This window comes from Candidatus Endomicrobiellum cubanum, from assembly GCF_031278955.1.
Classification (GTDB): domain Bacteria; phylum Elusimicrobiota; class Endomicrobiia; order Endomicrobiales; family Endomicrobiaceae; genus Endomicrobiellum; species Endomicrobiellum cubanum.
In genome coordinates this window covers 1-18,228 of record NZ_JAITJM010000018.1, presented here as the reverse complement: position 1 = coordinate 18,228, position 18,228 = coordinate 1, and the positions used below count along the sequence as shown (strand labels likewise).

The following is an 18,228-nucleotide window of genomic DNA, read 5'->3' as shown; positions in this document are numbered from 1 at the left end:
CTTTTTCATTATTTTTATCATAAAAGCTTGCTTTTTCCAACAAGGATACTGCTTTTTTGTTTTAAATTATAAGCTTTCAAACCTTGATTATAATATTTTTCTGAAAGTCTTAACCCCAACCTATCTTTTTCTTGAGCAATATATTCTTCTTGAACATATCTATATGCTTTATCTAGATATGCAAAAGCACTTTCTAACTTATTCTTTTTTATAAGATTCAAAGCTTTATTGTAATAATCCTTCGCATTTTTTTGTTCTTGCAAAAAGGTTTGTTCATCTTCTGCTATAAGATTAAGAGACTTTTTATTAAATAACTCTATATCATCATATCTTTGTTTTAATACTTTTTTAGAAAGTATATAATATTTTTTTGCCTCAACCATATTAGGATTTGTAACATATGCAGCACTAAAATATTTTGCAGCTTCTTTGTAATTTTTTTCATTATAGTATTGCATTCCTTGCTCAAAAACTATTCTAGTTTGCACTGAAATTATATTAGATAATTGAGTCTCAATAAGATTTAAATATCTTATAGCTCCTGGATTCTTAGAATCAATCGATATAATCTCTTTAAACTTTTCTTTTGCAAAAACAAAATTTTTTTCATTATAAAATTTTACTCCTTCTTTCCACAATGATACAATCTTTTTAGAGTTTATTTCTTTGTTCTCATTATTATCTATTTCTTTTAATCTTTTATTTATTTCTAAAATTCCCTCTAATGCTTGGGTATTAGCAGTATCTAAACCAAGAACTTCTTTATAATAAACTCTTGCCTTTATTAAATTATTAGCTTCATAAGCTTTTTGGGCTTTACGCAAAAACTTATTTATAGAAAGTTCTATAATCTTTTTTTGTACATCAAGTTCATAAATAATTTTTTGTAAGTATTTTTTAGAAGGAGCATGGTTTGGATACACAGCAAGAATATTCTCAAACATTTGCCTTGCATTGATAAAATCTTTTTTATCGTATGCTTCTTTTGCTCTAACAAAATTAACGCCTAAGTAATATTTATATGCTTTGTTCTCATTTTCTATAACACCAAACATAAATCCCATATTTATGGTATGTTTTGCTTCTTTATTATTTATCCCTGAAAAAGCATAGCCTATATTGAATGAATTAAAATCCAAAAAAACACCAGCTGTAACACCTTTTAAATAACCATCATTGTAATCCGTATAACCAAATTTAAATGTTGTAGGAGATATTGGAGATATTTCAGCTCCACACGCACAGCCAAGCATCTGATTATCAAAAAATTTAATCACATCTGCTACAAGCACAAAACTAGAAGCTCCCTTAAAATTGTACCTTAAAGCAAAATCAAAGTTCTCAATCCCTTCTATCAAATTTTTGTTTTTTAAATCGGTTTTATTGCTTAAATTTCTAACACACATTACAATAAAAAAGCCATCATCTATCATATGAAGTTTATAGTGAGCACCCAAATCGCAAGCATAAATAAAGTTTGAAATTCCATCAACATTCCATCTAGAACCTTTAATCGTTATTCCAACACCACCAATATTCTCATACACTGGACATGTCTTAAAAATTGGCAATGTATAGTTTAAATATAATGCAGCAGCATTATCTTCTAAATAATCATCCTCAATTTTAGGAGAATCTTTACTATAAGAGCCTGCTAAGGTAACATTCCCAAATGAAAATGGCATACACATAGCAGATGCTCCAGCATATGTATCGCTCGGCAAAGAAATAAAAGAAAAATCTATTTTTTTGGATAAAAAATTAAAGTTTGTTGAAGGAGAATTTATAAAAGAAAATGAATTGTTAGAAAAAGAAGCTATACTATTACCCATAGCACTAGACTGCGCATCATAGTTTTTAAAAAAAAGTTTATCTGCATAAATTAAAACATTAGTAAAACTTAAAAAAATAAATACTAAGAGTATTTTTTTCATCACAGCAGCCTTGTCACTCTTTTTATAACATCTTCTACATTTATAGGTTTAAAAATACAATCATCTACTCCTTGAGCAAAAGCTTTATCTACATGAACTGTAACATCTGCCGTCATCATAACAACTGGAATATTTGAAAATTGATAGTGAGATTTTAATTTATTTAAAACATCAAAACCATTATCTTCTGAAAAACACACATCCAATAAAATTATATCTGGAATTTCTTCTTTTAATACATTAAAGATATTCCTTGGATTTAACAATTTGATAACACTAAACCCTTGTCCTGAGAAAAAAATATCAATAGAATCTAAAAATGTTGCATCATCGTCAACAACTAGTAGTTTCTTTCGGACCATAAAATTAATCCTCCAAATTATTTGGAACCATTAAAATTATTTCTTCTCTTAGTTCACCAATTAAATCTACTGATAAGTTTAAATACTTAACAATATTGAAATTATTATCAACTAAACTAAATCTCGGATATTTTAATGACATTTTATATTCTCCTTGAGGAAGATAAACCTTTATGGGATAATTTCCAGAAATAGCAATAAATTTATTATACCCTGTCTTCTCTTCAATAAAAACAGCAGCATTAACAAATGGAAAAGAATGACCTTCATAAAAATTTTTAGATTCTTCTAACAGTTGTTTTTTGTAATTATAATTATCAGCTTCTTTAATAGTTTTTAATCTACCTTTATTTAAACGTCTTATGTTTAATATTACACCTGAAATTTCATCCAATTTTTTATTATGAGCTTTTTCTTCCTCTTTCCTAGAAAAAAAAATAGTACCCCAAAAAGAGTAATGATGTTACAAATACAACTATATATAAATACGTATAAATTTTTTTATTTTTTTTAAAATTTTCTGGTATTTCTATACTAAGTTTTTTTGATGATTCTTTTAAAATTCTATCTTCGTATAAACCTTTTTGTAAGTCATTATCACTAAATGATAAAATATCCTTTTTAATATCTTTCAACAACTTAACAGGCTGACCATCATCCTCTATTGTAAACATGATAACTGTAGTATTATCTCTTCCACCTGCTCGATTTGCAGAGGTTATAAGTTCATTTACAGCAAAAGCTAAATTTTTACCATTTTTATTAACTATATCATTAATTGAATTATCATCAATTTCACCATTTAAACCATCACTACACATGATATAAAAATCATTTGGTTTATAATGATACTGCCTATAATCTACTTTTACACTAGAAGCTATACCTACTGCTCTTGTAATAATGTTTTGATTTTCTGTAAACTTTACATCTTCTTGTGTTAACTTACCGGCATCCAATAAATCATTTATCTTAGAATGATCTTTTGTAAGAAGTTTTATGCTACCTTCTCTAATTCTATATAATCTACTATCTCCTACGTGATAAACGTTTAATACATTGTAGTCTCTATCAACTTTAGACATTACAGCTGTAGTGCCTATGCCAGCAAGTTTCGGATATTTAATAGTCAAATTGTATAACATTCTATTCGCAAGCATAATCGCTACAATAGGAGAAAAAATATCTATATCATTGCCAATTTTTGAAAGATCATTGCCAATAATATCTCTTACTTGCTCAATATTAATAGTTTTACATAATTTAAGAATAACCTCAACAGCTACTTGACTAGCAAATGCTCCAGCAACAGCACCTCCCATACCATCACAGACTAAATAAGAATCTTCTCCTATGCCATAAGAGTCTTGATTTTCTGTCCTTAAAAGCCCTATATCTGTTTTAGCATAGTAAGAAACTTTCATAAAAACCTGACCTTAATCCTCTTAAACTTCCTTCTGACTGAAATAAAGATTTTAAAAAATACAAAACAAACAAAAACTAAGGTAGATGAATAAAATATCAAATAATATTTAATTTTAAACTGAGGAGTCCCTTGACTCGTATGGGCTGCATTCCCTAAATACATAGGCCATGGACAAAAATTTTTTATAACTTTTGAGTTCGTGTTTATAACTTGTAAAGCATTAGTTGCATTGGCAAATATAATATTTAATTTGCCCGAACCAAAAGCATCGGCAATTAAAGGAGATGACGTTATAGGCACATTGCTAGCTTTTATTTCAGCAAGAATTTCTAATTCCTGTCTTCTAATATTATTTTTAATAACTATTATTCGTCCATCTTCTGTCCCAATAACAAATTCATCATGACCATCTTTATCAAAGTCATACTTAGATGGACTAGATATTATCCTTTTAGCATTAGGGATATCCAATTTTGATAAAAGCTCACCTGAAGAATAAGTTGTTTTTCCCTTTAAGTTGTATACAGTTCCATTAGCTGAAACAACAAAAACGTTCCCATCAGCAATTAAAGGTGACGCAGTATATTGCAAGTCCAAAGGTGGAGTAGGTTCAACTAAAAAACTCCATAAAACATTCAAATTATTGACATCAATTGCAGTGACATACTGAGGATAATTTGTTTGCACCACAATATCTGCACGACCATTTTTTGTTATATCCCCAACAGCTGGCGCCTCCACAATAAAATGTTCTTTGCCGGTTTTTTCCAGCAAATCCAACATTTTCTTTTCACGTGATTTTCCATTTATAAAATAAATTTTCCCTTTACTATTTGCAACAACAACTAATGCTGTATCTTTTTTTCTATTACATAAAACAGGCGTTGCATATAAAGGTCCATCAACATATTCTGTAACTTTTTCATACTCTTTTTCATAGCCAACATTATATAAAAAGTTAACAGCACCATCTTGAGAACATACAACTATATCCATCTTTCCATTACCAGTTAAATCAGCTACTAAAGGAGTAAGGCCTGCAATATCACCCCCTATAACTTCTTTTCTTATTAAACTACCAGTTTGTCCATCATAAATATATAGCATAGAAGTCGCTGACAAAACAATTATATCTTTTACACCATCATTATTTACGTCTGCAATCATTGGAGAAGCGATATCTAAATTAAGTACTTCTAAACGATTCCATAATTCTTTGCCGGTTTTTAAGTCCCAACAATATAAGAAACCAGAACCAGTAAGACTTACAAGAGCATTATTACCATTATTTAAAATATCTCCAACGACCGGAGTAGAAGTTTTACGATAATCTTCTAAATATTTTAAGAGAATATCTTTTTTAAAAGTTGTATTCAATTCTAATGTCAACTTTTCATCGTAAGAATTCATGATAGATAGTTTTTGATGTGAAACAAAAGCAAAACATAAAGATAGAATAGTGACTAGAATAGTAATAGAAATAGATAATGGCTTTATAAATCTTAATAAAAACATATGTTGTTTTGATGGAAAAGAATAATCTTCATTAGTAGAATTGGCAAATCGGAAAATAGATCTTCCTATAGATATTTCATCTCCACTTTGTATAGAAAAACTTTCAAATTGCCCTATTTTTAAACCATTTACAGCAACTCCTCCAGTACTGCCAGTATCTTCAACAAAAAATTTACCATCCTTAAATGAGATTATGGCATGTCCTTTAGAAACTGTATTGTCATTAAACAACACTATATCATTTTCTATTCCTTTGGGAGTAAAAATATCTCTACCAATAAACGTTTCGACATCTTTTACAAAATATTTTTTACCTTCAAACTTACCATAAATTCCTAGAAGATAGTACCTATTCTCTGGGGTAGAATTTTTTTGCCAATATTCTAATATATAAGAACCTACAGTAATACTATCACCGTTAGAAAGCTCCTGCTCTAAAACAGTTTTGCCATTAATTTTAACACCTGATATTGTGTTGTGATCTTTAATATAATACTTGTTATTTTTTAACAGTAAAGTGCAATGACTATCTGAAACTAATGGATCATTAATAACAATATCATTTGTTTTTTTACTTCCAATAAAAACCTTATCTTTCCTTTTTAAAACATATTCACCCAAAATTTCTTCTTTTTTCTTCAGCAATAACAAGGGCATAAATTTCTCCTTGCAGTATAAATAAGAATAAAACTATTATTTATTAATATGTAAGAGGCTTACCACAATTTGAACAAAATTTTAGTTTCTTCCCCTTTGGAATTATATTAGCATACCCACAATTTGAACAAATTACTACTTCTTGCCCATCTTTTGTAGTTGTCGTTTTACTTACTCTATTATCAACTGCTGACTGTACACCTACTGCTTCTATATTATCTATAACATCGATATTCTCAATAATAGGCAAAGAATTCTTCTTTGAAATTAAAGTTAATTTCTTAATATTGTTATTAATTGTTAAAGAAACGCTAAAGGTCTGTGTCATAAATCCTTTAGCAACAATCTTTCCTTTTATATTTTTTTTTGCAAATTTATATTTCCAGATTCCCTCCTTACTAGTTTTACCTAACATTATATCATCAATCCAAATAGCAGCACCATAAACAGGTAATCTATTGCCATCTTCATTAATATATGAAACTTCCAAATTTAAAGGAATTTTTGCAGGAGCCAATTCAACATTTATAGAATTTGTCTTCTCAATATCTACATTATCTCTAACAAGAGACTCAAAACCCTCTCCCCAAAAAGTAAACTTGTATACACCAATAGGAAGAGACATAGATAACGGCTTATCAGCACTTATATCTTGTATATTTGATGATTCTAGTCCGCTATCATCTGCCATTTCTAGATTTACCTGACTTCTCGTACTTAAAGTAGAAGAACTCATAGCTTCTGAATATCCATTATCATTTGAAGTAATAGTCTCCTTTTCATTATTTAAAGGTTCATCTTCTTTTGCTCCTGTATGTAAATCTATGGGTACTTCGGGACTTTTATTAGATGATTGAGTATTAAAATTCTCTTGTTGGTTAGCACTTTCTCTATTTAATACAATATTACTGGACATATTAATTTCGTGACTAGAAAAACTACTTTGTGATACTGCATCTTCATTTTTTTGATTACCTTGTAAAATAATATTGTCTGATTGTACAGCAATATTATTTTCATTAATATTCTTACGTTCTATTTTTAATTTTGCTTTAAAAAACTTAGATGAACCTTTAGGTTTTACCCTAAATGTAACTAATTTACGCATATCAATAAGTTGTTGTTGTTGGGTAACAGAAGATACTTGTATCTCTTCTACTACTTCAGAATATTTACCATCAGGATCAAGAATTTTAATTTTATAGTTACCCTCTTTCAATCTTAAATCAATCGGCGTAATACCTGCAGGTTTTGGTTCGCCATATACTTGCAAAGTCATATTTGTTGGATTTGTATTAAAATTAATTGTTTTATACAAATAAGCTGCTATACTAAACACTTGGTCATTACCTTGACTTTGTATTGATACATTCCAAAAATTTTTATCTACTCCTGCAAAAATTTCTTCTTGACTAGACTTAGTAAAATCTATATTACACTGACCTTCTTTAAATTCTTTTGCATCAGAACCAAGATTATCAAAACCAGGTAGTGAAAGTCTTAAAGTGTGTGTTTGGCCAGCAGAAAGTTGTACTTTATATGGAGAAACTCCAACTTTATTCCCATCCACATAAATAATTGCATTGCTTGGATAAGATGTAACATTCAAATCAACATCAAATATAAGTTCTATTTTTGCTTGATCCTTCTTAGAATTTTTATCTATTGTAATAATACGTTGTATCGGATTAAAACCTGGCTTGACAGCGGTAACAACATATGAACCTGGATGAATGTTTCTTAAGGTAATAGGTTTCCGTAAAGCTTCGTTTTCAATAATCACATCTCCTTCTTTGGTTTTTAACGAAACAACTGAATCTTGAGGAATCGTAGTGATTATAACATCTGCAGGATTAATTCTTGCATAAATATATTCGCCGACCGGTGTAACTTGTAAAAAAATGTCACAAACTAAAGAAACAAAAACTAATATAAAAAAAACCATTGCGATTTTTACTAAAATATTTTTTAAATTTCCTATTTTTTTCTTAAACCAATCATCGACTTCTTCAAAAATAGTTTTTCCTTTCGATTCAAATTGTGGCTGTGGTTTTGTCTGGTCATTTTCACTACCAACTTGTTTAACAGTTGGCATTATAATTTGTTCTTTAGTTTGACCTGCAATAAAGTCTATAGTATTAATCTTAGCAACAGATGTATCGCTATTTAGTGTATCTATATTAATTGTTTTAACAATGTTTGAAATAGCAACAGATTCATTAAATTCTTTCTCCATTATCTTTAAAATAAAAGATGAAAAATCTGAAATAATATCCTCTTCATCTACACCTTTTAAAACTCGTCTTAAGTCTCTATACATTTCAATAGCCCTTTCATACCGCAAATTTCTATCTATCTGAAGAGCTTTGGAAAGAATTTCTCCAATTTCATCGGGCAAATCTAATCCATTTAAAAAAGTTTTGTTAAATCCCTGATTTAAAATACAAAATTTTATATTAGAAACATCACCAGAAAAAAGTTGTTTACCTGTAAGCATTTCATATAAAACAACAGCTGTAGAAAATATATCAGAGCTATGGTCTATATCTTTAGCTCCTTTTATTTGCTCTGGAGACATATAAGAATACTTTCCGGTTAAAATTGATTCTTTTAAAGTAGTATTTAAATCATCTGCAGTTTTTGCAATACCAAAATCACTCAACTTAATATTGCCTTCAAAAGAAAGGAGAACATTCCCAGGAGAAATATCACGATAAACTATACCATACGGACTATGTGTAATAGGATCCATAGCAACGCGGTTTATATAATCTATTGCTCTAAGTATACTCATACAAATAACAATAGAAAATTCCCATGGAATTTTTATTTGATATTCATTACATCTTTTTATAAGATTTTCAAGATCTGTGCCATTAACATGGTCCATTAAAATATAAAAAGAGCCGTTATTGCCTTTCCAAAAATTTTGCACTCTTACAATATTTGCATGTACAATATTTTTGGCAATCAACGCCTCTTTATAAAACATTTCTACAAATTTCAATTCAGAAAATTGACTTAGAAGCTCTTTGCAAGCAGTGTAGTTTTTTAAACTAAAATCATACATCTGCCATACAATACCAAAACCACCAACTCCAATTTTTTTTACACTTACATATTGTCCATTAATAATAAATTTAACATTTGAGACTTTTTGAGATTGATTATCAAGCACTGTCATTTCCTTTTGCTTAAATTTTTACTCAAATTATGTCATTCATGTGTCAATATGCAAATACTATTGTAAATATAAAAATAATATTAGTCAACTTTTTGTAACATACCATTAGAATAGAATCGGTTTACTATATACTAAAATCTAAATGTTTTTATCTGCCGTCTCAGCAGCTGTTGGCTCAACAACATCAAATAATAATTCTGAATCTGATGCGTTGTTTGTTTGACAATCATCTTTAAAAATATTTTCAATAAGAGGCAATTCACTCAAATGAGCCAATCCAAAATGTTTTAAAAAATCTTGTGTTGTTCCATAAAGCAAAGGTTTTCCTAAGGTTTCTTTCCTACCAACTATTTTTATAAGTCTTCTTTCCAAAAGAGTATCTATAACCCCAGAAGATTCAACACCTCTTATTTCGTCAATTTCAGCTCTTGTTATAGGTTGTTTGTATGCAATCATAGCGAGTGTCTCTAAAGCAGCAGGAGATAATTTTAAAACAGCCTTTTCTTTTAATAGTTTTTTAATCCAACTAGAGTATTCTGGTTTTGTTACAAATGTCCAACCATCTGCAACAAACTTAATATTATAAGGTTTGTTTAACTTTATATATTCGTCCTGCAATTGGCTTAAAATATCTTTTATACTAGAAGCATCCGGACAATCAGTTTTTAATATATCTTTAAAATCTTTAAAATTTAAAGGCTTTTCTGAAACAAAAAGCAATACCTCTAAAATTTTTTTGATCTCAGATATTTCCATCCTCTTCCCCTTGTATATTATCGATTTTACTAATCTCATCTGTAACAGGAACACTAGCATAATCAGAACTGCCCATATCAATATCACCTTTCTGCGAACTTATTCCTTCCACTAAGGCCAAAACATTTTCAACATCTTTTAGATTAGCTTCAACTTCATTATTAACTTTATAAATTCGTATTTCTGTAAAAAGTTCAGACTGCCTAGCTATAATTTGTTTATTTTTTACTAGTTCTAAAACTGCCATAAAACACACTATTAATGCAGGTTTTGAATTTTGATTTTTTAGTATTTCTGTAAAAGAAACATATTCTTTATCTTCTAAGATATCAAGAATTTCTCTAATTTTAACTTCTATAGGGATCTCTTGATACATAATTTCTTTTATGTCTTCAGGTAAGGTAATTAAAGTCTTGCGAAACCATCTCACTAAATCAAAAATTGTAACATCTAAAATAAAGTCATGTTTACTTATTACTTGAGCTGGTCTATAATAAACCTGAGTACTCTCTAAAACTTTATAAGACAAAAGCTTACCAATTTCTTTATATTTTTGATATTCTAATAACCTGTTCTTGAGCTGGTCGAGCATATCACCTTCTTCATCTTGTAAATCACTACTTGAAGGCAACAAAGATTTAGCTTTTATCTGCATAAGAGTAGATGCCATTACAAGAAATTCGCCAGCTATTTCAATATTCAAATTTTGTATTAAACCTATATATGAAAGATATTCGGCAGTAATATCAGCTATTCTTACCTGACTAACCTCAAGATCATTCTTCTTTATAAGGTGTAAAAGAAGATCTAATGGACCTTCAAACATGTCTAGGTGTATATCGTAAACCATTTAAGAGACCCCATTAGAATTTTAAAACAGCTCTTAATTCAATCATAGTTTTTTGAGCAACTTCTCTTGCTTTTTGATTTCCCTCATCAATTATCTTTTGTAAATAATCTTTATCTGCAATTACTTCTTTTCTTTTTACTGTAAAAGGTCTCATAAACTCCGAAAGTATTTCCATTAACTCTTTTTTACATAACACACAGCCAACCGAACCTGCCTTACACTCATTTTGTCTTTTTATGTAATCTCTATTAAACATCTTATGAAAAGAAAATACAACACATCCTTCAGGATGCCCAATATCATCTTTTTTTATTTTTAATGGATCTGTAAACATGGCTCTAACTTTTTCTTTCAAAACATCATCTTCTTCTCCAAGTAAAATTGTGTTGCCATAAGATTTTGACATTTTTCTTCCATCTAAGCCTACAAGTCTAGAGGTATTTGTTAAGCATTCTTTTGGTTCAATCAAAACGTTACCATAAAAATTATTAAATCTTCTAGCTATTTCTCTAGTAAGCTCTAAATGTGCAAGCTGATCTTCTCCTACAGGGACTAAACTTGCTTTATAAAGCAAAATATCTGCTGCCATTAAAACTGGGTATCCTAAAAAACCATAATTATTAAGATCTTTATTTTTTATTTCTTTTATTTGTTCTTTATATGTTGGGCATCTTTCAAGCCAACCCAAAGGTGTTATCATAGAAAGAATTAAAAATAGCTCACTGTGTTGTAAAACTTTAGATTGCTTAAAAATAACTGCTTGATTTGGATTTATTCCTGCTGTAATCCAGTCAGCAACCATTTCATATGTACTCTCATCTATTTTAGATGTATCTTCATAGTCTGTAGTTAAAGCATGCAAATCAGAAGACATATAAAAACATTCAAAACTTTCTTGCATCTTGACCCAGTTTTTTAAAACTCCAAAATAATGACCTAAGTGAAGTCTTCCTGTGGGACGCATACCGGACAATACTCTTTCTTTTGCATTCATAAAAGCTCTCTTTTACATTTACATTAAAAAATAATACCACTTAAATTTGTCACAAAAAAATGAATTATAGGATATAAAATACTCCACGCTAAACCTGAAGATAATACTATAAATAAAATTATTAAACATACAAAGGGATTTAAACTTAAATAACTCTTAGAAATTTTTTTAGGTAAAAAATAAGCAACAACTTTCGAACCATCTAATGGAGGAATTGGTATCAAGTTTATAACAGCAAGAACAAGGTTTATATTAAGCATTACATACAAAAAATTTTCTATTGATCCGCCAAACCCATTAGAAAAATCTGGGAATTGACTAATCACGCGTATTCCAATACCGGAACACATAGCAAGCAATATATTGGATGCAGGTCCTGCAAAAGATACAATAGCTCCATCTAACTTTGGATTCTTTAAATTAGAATAATTTACAGGAACAGGTTTAGCCCATCCAAAAAGTATTGGAGCTTTTATAAATAAAAACATGGCTGGGAGAACTATACTTCCAAAAAGTTCTAAATGAACAAAGGGGTTAAGTGTTATGCGTCCAAGATCTTTTGCGGTATCATCACCTCTCAAATGAGCTACATATCCGTGTGAAACCTCATGAATTATAACTGAAAAAACAAAAACAACAATATATACAAAAATTTCCATTTGAATTCCTTAGTAACATTTAGGCTCTCTAAAAACCATTACATTTTTTACCTTGCTTTGAAAAAAATCTACAATAAATTATACGAATCAGGGTTTTAGGCAAGACCAATTTGACTTTATAAAATTTTAAAAATAAGACCACTAATTTTATGTTTTTTGAATATATTTGTCAATAAAAAACTATTGAAAAAATCACTAAATTTTACAATTTATACATTGACAACTTAAAAAATTTAGATTAGAATATGCTTGCAAGTAAGAGTTGGTGGGGTGTCCCGCGTTTCTACTTGTTTATAGTTAAAATTATAAAAATGGAATGGGACTTTCTCGTTCGGCGTTATAGCCTCTGGTTAATCCGGGGGCTTTTCGCTTTCTACGGGTAAATTTTCAATCCGCAGTCTTCAAATTTCCCATCCTGCTTTCTAAACTTGTTTTTCAATATCTCAAAAGCCCTGTTTGGCTGATTAGGGTTTATAGCGTATCTGCCTATCGGTCTTGCCATTAAGTCAACAAATTGCAAACCCAAAGAATTTGTTGCTTTTGGAGCAATTTCTATATTTAAATTATTCCAGTTCATTTCTCTCATCAGGTCATAGAAATTTACTTTCAACTCTTTGTCTTCCTGCTCTCCTCTCTTTTCAAACAGCAAAGTCGTCATATCATTTGAAGCGTTGTTTTCTTTAAGAAATTCTTGTATTCTTTCAATACATAGTTTGTTCGCAAAATGATATGCGTGAGGCAGTCTTTCGGCTTTAATTTTTATAGCAGGTTTATTTATAACTGTTGCAACAAGGGTGTAATCTATGCCGATTATTAAATTATTTAAATCCGTCATAAAATTATTAAAAATATCTCTATTTTTTAATAGTGAAAATTCGTTAATTTTCTTGTGAATTTCCCTCTCGTGAAATATGATTCCGTCATTATGAAAATATTTTAATTTTATATCAGTAAATTTAGGCAAAAGATTATGCAGATATTCCCCTTTCTTAATAATACAGCAGGCCAAAACAAACACGGAGTATTGCTGATTTGTAAAATCTAAAATATGGTCTCCGCTTTCGTCTATAAAAATAAGATATTTACTATCAGCCATTTTTATTTCCTCGTATAGAATAGATAATGAAAAGATTATACAAAAATAAACAGGTAAAATTTCAGGCGAGTTCGTACTTTGAATATGACTTCTTATGTATTATCCCTCTTGGCTTTTCCTCTTCATCTTTCATAAACCCAAATTCAAGCTGATTTTTGTACCTGAGCCTTTCTAAAAACATCTTCAATTCTTCTTCATTATGCACTACTACTAGGTGTTCTACCCCTATGCGAACTCTTCCATCTTTACAAATTATTTTTACTCTTGTTCTTTATTTTATCTATTTTTTCTTTGCATATGTATCTTTTCATGACATTTATTTTAGCATACCAAGCCCTTTGGCAACCACTTTTTTCTATTTTTGTGAGTTTATTCTTCCCTTTTTTTAAAACAGTAAAAGTCAGGTTCTATGTTTTTTGAATATATTTGTCAATAAAAAACTATTGAAAAATCATTAAATTTATAACTTAAACAATTTGCTTTTTTCTATATAAAAAGATAAAATTCTTCCATTATTAGTAGCTCTCTAACAAGCCTTACGTTTTTGCCTTGCTTTGACAAAAAATTTACAATAATTATACGCATTAGGATTTTCAGAGAAACCCTTTTAATATAAACCAGAGGAATATTATGGAAAGAAGATTTCAGGTTGTAGTCATAGGTGCAGGACATGCTGGTTGTGAAGCTGCCTTAGCTTCTGCAAGAATGGGCTTAAAAACACTCATTATTACATTAAATGTTGATTCCATAGCAAGAATGCCTTGTAATCCTGCTATAGGAGGGATAGCTAAAGGACAAATGGTTAGAGAAATTGACGCTATGGGAGGTGAAATGGGTTGGATAACTGACCATGCTGGCCTTCAATTCAAAATTCTAAACAGTTCAAGAGGACCAGCTGTTTGGTCTCCAAGAGCGCAATGTGATAAGGAACTTTATTCTGTTTTAATGTCAAAGTCTTTACAGAATCAAACAAATTTAGAAATATTACAATCTGAAGCAATTTCTATAATAGTTAAAAATGGAAAAGTTTGTGGAGTTAAAATACTTACTGGAGAAGAGATAGAAGCAGAGGCTGTTGTAGTAACAACTGGAACCTTCTTAAAAGGCACAATTCATCTTGGAAAAATGCATTTTGAAGGAGGAAGATTTAATGAAAGACCTTCTTCACATCTTTCAAAATCATTAATTGACGATGCTGGATTAGAGCTTGGAAGGTTTAAAACAACAACAACGCCAAGAATTAATACTTTGTCAATAGATTATTCAAAAATGACAGAACAGCCTGGAGATGAAAAACCAAAACCTTTTTCACATTTTACAGAAATAGAATCTTGGAGAAAAAATTTAAAACAACTTTCTTGCTGGCTTACATATACAAATCCAAGAACACACAAAATTGTAGGAGATAACTTGAATCTTTCTTCAATTGATATAGGGCAAGTAAACAGCAAAAGTCCAAGATACTGCCCTGCTATAGAAGAAAAAATTGAGCGTTACCCAGAAAAGACAAGTCATCATATTTTCGTAGAACCAGAAGGATACAATACAAATGAAGTATATTTAAATGGCTTATACACTGGACTTCCATTTGATTTACAACAACAAATGATCAACTCTATAGCTGGCCTTGAAAATGCAAAAGTCATACGTTATGGATATGCTATAGAGTACGATTATTCAAGCCCATTACAAATAACAAAATCTCTAGAAACAAAAACTTGTCAAAATCTTTTTTTGGGAGGACAAGTTAATGGCACGACTGGATATGAGGAAGCTGCATCTCAGGGTTTTGTAGCTGGAGTAAACGCTGCCTTAAAAGTTTTGGGTAAAGAGCCGCTTATCCTAAAAAGAAACGAATCTTACATAGGAATATTAATAGACGATATTACAACAAGGGGCATGGATGAACCTTACAGAATGTTTACTTCTAGAGCAGAGTATAGACTCTCCATTAGAAACGACAATGCAGACTTAAGACTTATGGACATAGGACGCTCTTTAGGACTTATTTCTGATAAAGCCTATAAAAAATTTGAACTCTACAGAAATACTTTAAATGATATATATAACAACACCATTGATAACCTTCCAACTGATCAAGATTTATCACCATGGTCATTGGAAAAGGCAAAAGAAGAAGTGTATATTCATAAAAAATATGAGGGATACATTGAAATACAAGACAAATTGGCAAACAAAGTGAAAAAAAATGAAGATAAAAAAATTCCTTCTGATTTTGATTATAGTAAAATAAATTCTTTATCTGCAGAAACAAAACAAAGACTTATACAAGTACGTCCTCAAACAATAGGACAAGCATCAAGAGTACATGCAATTAAGCCTTCTGACATAGCTATAATCACAATACATTTAGAAAAACAAAAAAAGGAGAAAGCAAAAAATAAGTGGACAATACAATAGTTGATATATACTTTTTTACAGGCACAGGGAATACTTTTCTTGCTGCATCAAAAATCGCACAAATTCTTGAAAGTAAAAACTACAAAGTAAGTGTGTCTGATATAGCAGAAAGTGAGGCTGCTTCTATAAATTTGTCTCATATAATAGGGATAGGTTTTCCAATTGCATTTTGGAACACATTCCCTATTGTTAAAAATTTTATAAATACTTTGCCCAATACAGAAAATGCTACAAAAGTTTTTATATTTACCACTATGGGAGACTCTTCTTTAAATGCAGCGAGCAATTTTGGCCACGTTCTAAAAAATAAAGGATATAAATTAATTGGGGCTAGCAGCTTTTTGATGCCTAATAATTTTATAGCAGTCCAAAAAGAAAGTAAAAACATTGAAAAGAGAGAAAAAGCCTATAAACAACTGCAAACTTTCGCAAAAAGTTTAACTGACACCGATATAAAACCTGTAAAAACAAACTTCTTTTTTAAGTTATGTTTTGTTATTACAAATTTTATAACCGATAGATGGAAAGGCAAATTATTCCAAAAAATCGTTAAGTTTAAAATTCAAAAAAAGAAGTGCATTAAATGCGGTCTTTGTGCTAAAATCTGCCCAGCAAAAAACATTGATTTCAACGGAACTTATCCTACTTTTAAAGCTCAAAATTGCCAGATATGTATGAGATGCATATCTTACTGTCCTCAAAAAGCAATAAAATCTGTTTTAATAAGAAAAACATATCAAGCTTTAAATAAGCAAGAGCAAGAAAAATGCTTCTTTTAGATATATTAGGATTTACAGCAGGTTTCTTTTCCATGATAATTTTTGTTCCACAGGTTTACAAAACTTGGAAAAACAAATCTGCTAAAGATGTCTCTATTCAAACATTTATTATATGTACAATAAGTAACATTTTGTGGGTAATTTATGGCATTTTTTTAAAAGAACCTGCTATTTACGTAACAAATATTGTGATGTGTTCTCTTGCTTTAACACAAATTTCTCTAAAAATTAAATATGATTTTAAAAAATAATTTACTATATGCGAGATATTTTAATATTTAAACAATTCCAGGACTACGCTAAAATAAACATAATCTCTTTTTTATCAGAAGAAATGATAAAGGGATTTGAGATATACTTTAACGAACTTATAGAATGGAATCAAAAATTTAATCTTATATCTTTTAAAACAGAACAAGACATATTATACAGACACTTTTGCGATTGCCTATATAGCGCAAAAGCAATGAGTGAATTAGAAAATTTTAAAAGTGCAAAGGTAGCAGACTTGGGAACTGGCTCAGGCATGCCAGGAATACCTGTAAAAATTGTGTTGCCTAACATTCAAATTACATTAGTTGAATCCATAACAAAAAAATGTAAATTCCTTGAAAGCGTAAACAACAAGCTGAATTCTAATATAGAAATACTAAATACTCGAGCAGAAGAAATAGGACAAAATCTAAAATACAGAAATAAGTACGACTTCATTTTATCTAGAGCTGTAAGCAAGTTTTCTCCTAACTTAGAAATTTCAATCCCATTATTAAAAATTGGTGGTTATTTTATAGTTCACAAAACAAAAGATTCAATTTTAAACCTAAAAGAAGGTTTACCCTCTTTAGATAATGCTCTTAAACATCTTGGAGCAAAATTAGAAAAAACTATATCCTACAATTTGCCTAATCAAGACCTTGATTATTGCGTTTTAATATTTAAAAAATATAAAGATACGCCGTCACAATTTCCTAGAAAAGTTGGAATACCAGAAAAGAAACCTTTATAGTCAAATTTTTATGGATATGTATACATATTAATGAATTTTAATAGTCTCCTGACTTGACCGTTTTAAGGAAAAAAAGGGGGAATCAATCATAAAAAAGGAGGTTTGGGGAACCCAAACAGATGTTTTTATATAAAAACATCTAATTTTTGTTTTTTCTAAATATGAAGTTGTCCTCTAAACAAGTATATATTATTTTACATAATTAGTGTATATTATGTAAAATAATATAGTAAAAAGATGTTTAGAGTATTATTTATGTTAAGATATAAAGAAAAGATAAACTCTTTTATAGTAGAGAATATGTATTAAATACATTTATATTATTGCTTTTTCTTTCGGGCTAACCCTAATGCTAAAGTCAGGAGAGTGGCACTATGAGTAGTAGTGTGCAGAATTGACACAATTGGGTGAGTTTGTTGATGGTGTTAGTGCTGGTGTCCTGTATGTGCGTACTCTACCCCTACATATATTTGTAAAGCTAGCAATAAAAATAATAAAATCATATATAAATAATTAAAGGAAGAAAAAGGGACAAGGAAGAGAATTAGGCCGAATGTTTTAGTGATATTATTATGTTAAGGAATAAATA

The 18,228-nt window shown here is 29.5% G+C and carries 16 protein-coding genes; 4 read left to right on the top strand and 12 right to left on the bottom strand.

Features of this window, described 5'->3' with window-relative positions:
• Positions 1–17: 17 nt before the first annotated feature.
• The 12 genes from LBD57_RS01545 to LBD57_RS01490 all read right to left on the bottom strand — a co-directional run bounded on the left by LBD57_RS01545 (position 18) and on the right by LBD57_RS01490 (position 13,638).
• Positions 18–1,934: a hypothetical protein gene (locus LBD57_RS01545; protein WP_373469586.1), complete on the bottom strand. Its 1,917-nt coding sequence runs from the start codon at positions 1,932–1,934 to the stop codon at positions 18–20.
• A complete protein-coding gene (locus LBD57_RS01540; RefSeq protein ID WP_373469585.1) occupies positions 1,934–2,296 on the bottom strand; it encodes a two-component system response regulator in 363 nt (120 codons plus the stop codon). The genes LBD57_RS01545 and LBD57_RS01540 overlap by 1 nt, the downstream gene beginning before the upstream one ends.
• 4 nt (positions 2,297–2,300) lie before the next feature.
• A complete protein-coding gene (locus LBD57_RS01535; RefSeq protein WP_373469584.1) occupies positions 2,301–2,690 on the bottom strand; it encodes a hypothetical protein in 390 nt (129 codons plus the stop codon).
• Positions 2,691–2,721: 31 nt separating this feature from the next.
• Positions 2,722–3,720: a PP2C family serine/threonine-protein phosphatase gene (locus LBD57_RS01530; protein WP_373469583.1), complete on the bottom strand. Its 999-nt coding sequence runs from the start codon at positions 3,718–3,720 to the stop codon at positions 2,722–2,724.
• Positions 3,717–5,894 carry an FHA domain-containing protein gene (locus LBD57_RS01525; protein ID WP_373469582.1) on the bottom strand — a complete coding sequence of 726 codons (2,178 nt, stop codon included), beginning with the start codon at positions 5,892–5,894 and terminating at the stop codon, positions 3,717–3,719. The genes LBD57_RS01530 and LBD57_RS01525 overlap by 4 nt, the downstream gene beginning before the upstream one ends.
• A gap of 43 nt (positions 5,895–5,937) precedes the next feature.
• Positions 5,938–9,078 carry a serine/threonine-protein kinase gene (locus LBD57_RS01520; protein WP_373469581.1) on the bottom strand — a complete coding sequence of 1,047 codons (3,141 nt, stop codon included), beginning with the start codon at positions 9,076–9,078 and terminating at the stop codon, positions 5,938–5,940.
• Between the two features lie 138 nt (positions 9,079–9,216).
• Positions 9,217–9,834, bottom strand: a complete 618-nt coding sequence (gene scpB, locus LBD57_RS01515) for an SMC-Scp complex subunit ScpB (protein ID WP_373469580.1) — start codon at positions 9,832–9,834, stop codon at positions 9,217–9,219.
• Positions 9,821–10,684 (bottom strand): ScpA family protein, encoded by an 864-nt coding sequence (locus tag LBD57_RS01510; RefSeq protein ID WP_373469579.1) that lies wholly within the window; start codon positions 10,682–10,684, stop codon positions 9,821–9,823. The genes scpB and LBD57_RS01510 overlap by 14 nt, the downstream gene beginning before the upstream one ends.
• A gap of 13 nt (positions 10,685–10,697) precedes the next feature.
• Positions 10,698–11,678 carry a tryptophan--tRNA ligase gene (gene trpS, locus LBD57_RS01505; RefSeq protein ID WP_373469578.1) on the bottom strand — a complete coding sequence of 327 codons (981 nt, stop codon included), beginning with the start codon at positions 11,676–11,678 and terminating at the stop codon, positions 10,698–10,700.
• A gap of 23 nt (positions 11,679–11,701) precedes the next feature.
• Complete coding sequence (locus LBD57_RS01500) at positions 11,702–12,337, bottom strand: site-2 protease family protein (RefSeq protein ID WP_373469577.1); 636 nt, start codon at positions 12,335–12,337, stop codon at positions 11,702–11,704.
• A gap of 373 nt (positions 12,338–12,710) precedes the next feature.
• The gene (locus tag LBD57_RS01495; protein WP_373469576.1) at positions 12,711–13,433 is read right to left on the bottom strand and encodes a DUF3800 domain-containing protein; all 723 of its coding nucleotides are present in this window, start codon (positions 13,431–13,433) and stop codon (positions 12,711–12,713) included.
• A gap of 61 nt (positions 13,434–13,494) precedes the next feature.
• Complete coding sequence (locus LBD57_RS01490) at positions 13,495–13,638, bottom strand: hypothetical protein (RefSeq protein ID WP_373469575.1); 144 nt, start codon at positions 13,636–13,638, stop codon at positions 13,495–13,497.
• Between the two features lie 425 nt (positions 13,639–14,063).
• On the opposite strand from LBD57_RS01490, the gene mnmG reads away from it, so the two are divergent.
• From mnmG to rsmG, 4 genes are read left to right on the top strand one after another with little or no spacing between them, the layout of a single operon-like run.
• Positions 14,064–15,854, top strand: coding sequence for a tRNA uridine-5-carboxymethylaminomethyl(34) synthesis enzyme MnmG (gene mnmG, locus LBD57_RS01485; protein ID WP_373469574.1), 1,791 nt, complete (start codon positions 14,064–14,066; stop codon positions 15,852–15,854).
• Positions 15,839–16,633: an EFR1 family ferrodoxin gene (locus LBD57_RS01480; RefSeq protein ID WP_373469573.1), complete on the top strand. Its 795-nt coding sequence runs from the start codon at positions 15,839–15,841 to the stop codon at positions 16,631–16,633. Before mnmG ends, LBD57_RS01480 begins: the two co-directional genes overlap by 16 nt.
• A complete protein-coding gene (locus tag LBD57_RS01475; RefSeq protein ID WP_373469572.1) occupies positions 16,621–16,884 on the top strand; it encodes a SemiSWEET family sugar transporter in 264 nt (87 codons plus the stop codon). The genes LBD57_RS01480 and LBD57_RS01475 overlap by 13 nt, the downstream gene beginning before the upstream one ends.
• Before the next feature lie 8 nt (positions 16,885–16,892).
• Positions 16,893–17,639: a 16S rRNA (guanine(527)-N(7))-methyltransferase RsmG gene (gene rsmG / locus LBD57_RS01470; RefSeq protein ID WP_373469571.1), complete on the top strand. Its 747-nt coding sequence runs from the start codon at positions 16,893–16,895 to the stop codon at positions 17,637–17,639.
• Positions 17,640–18,228: the final 589 nt, after the last annotated feature.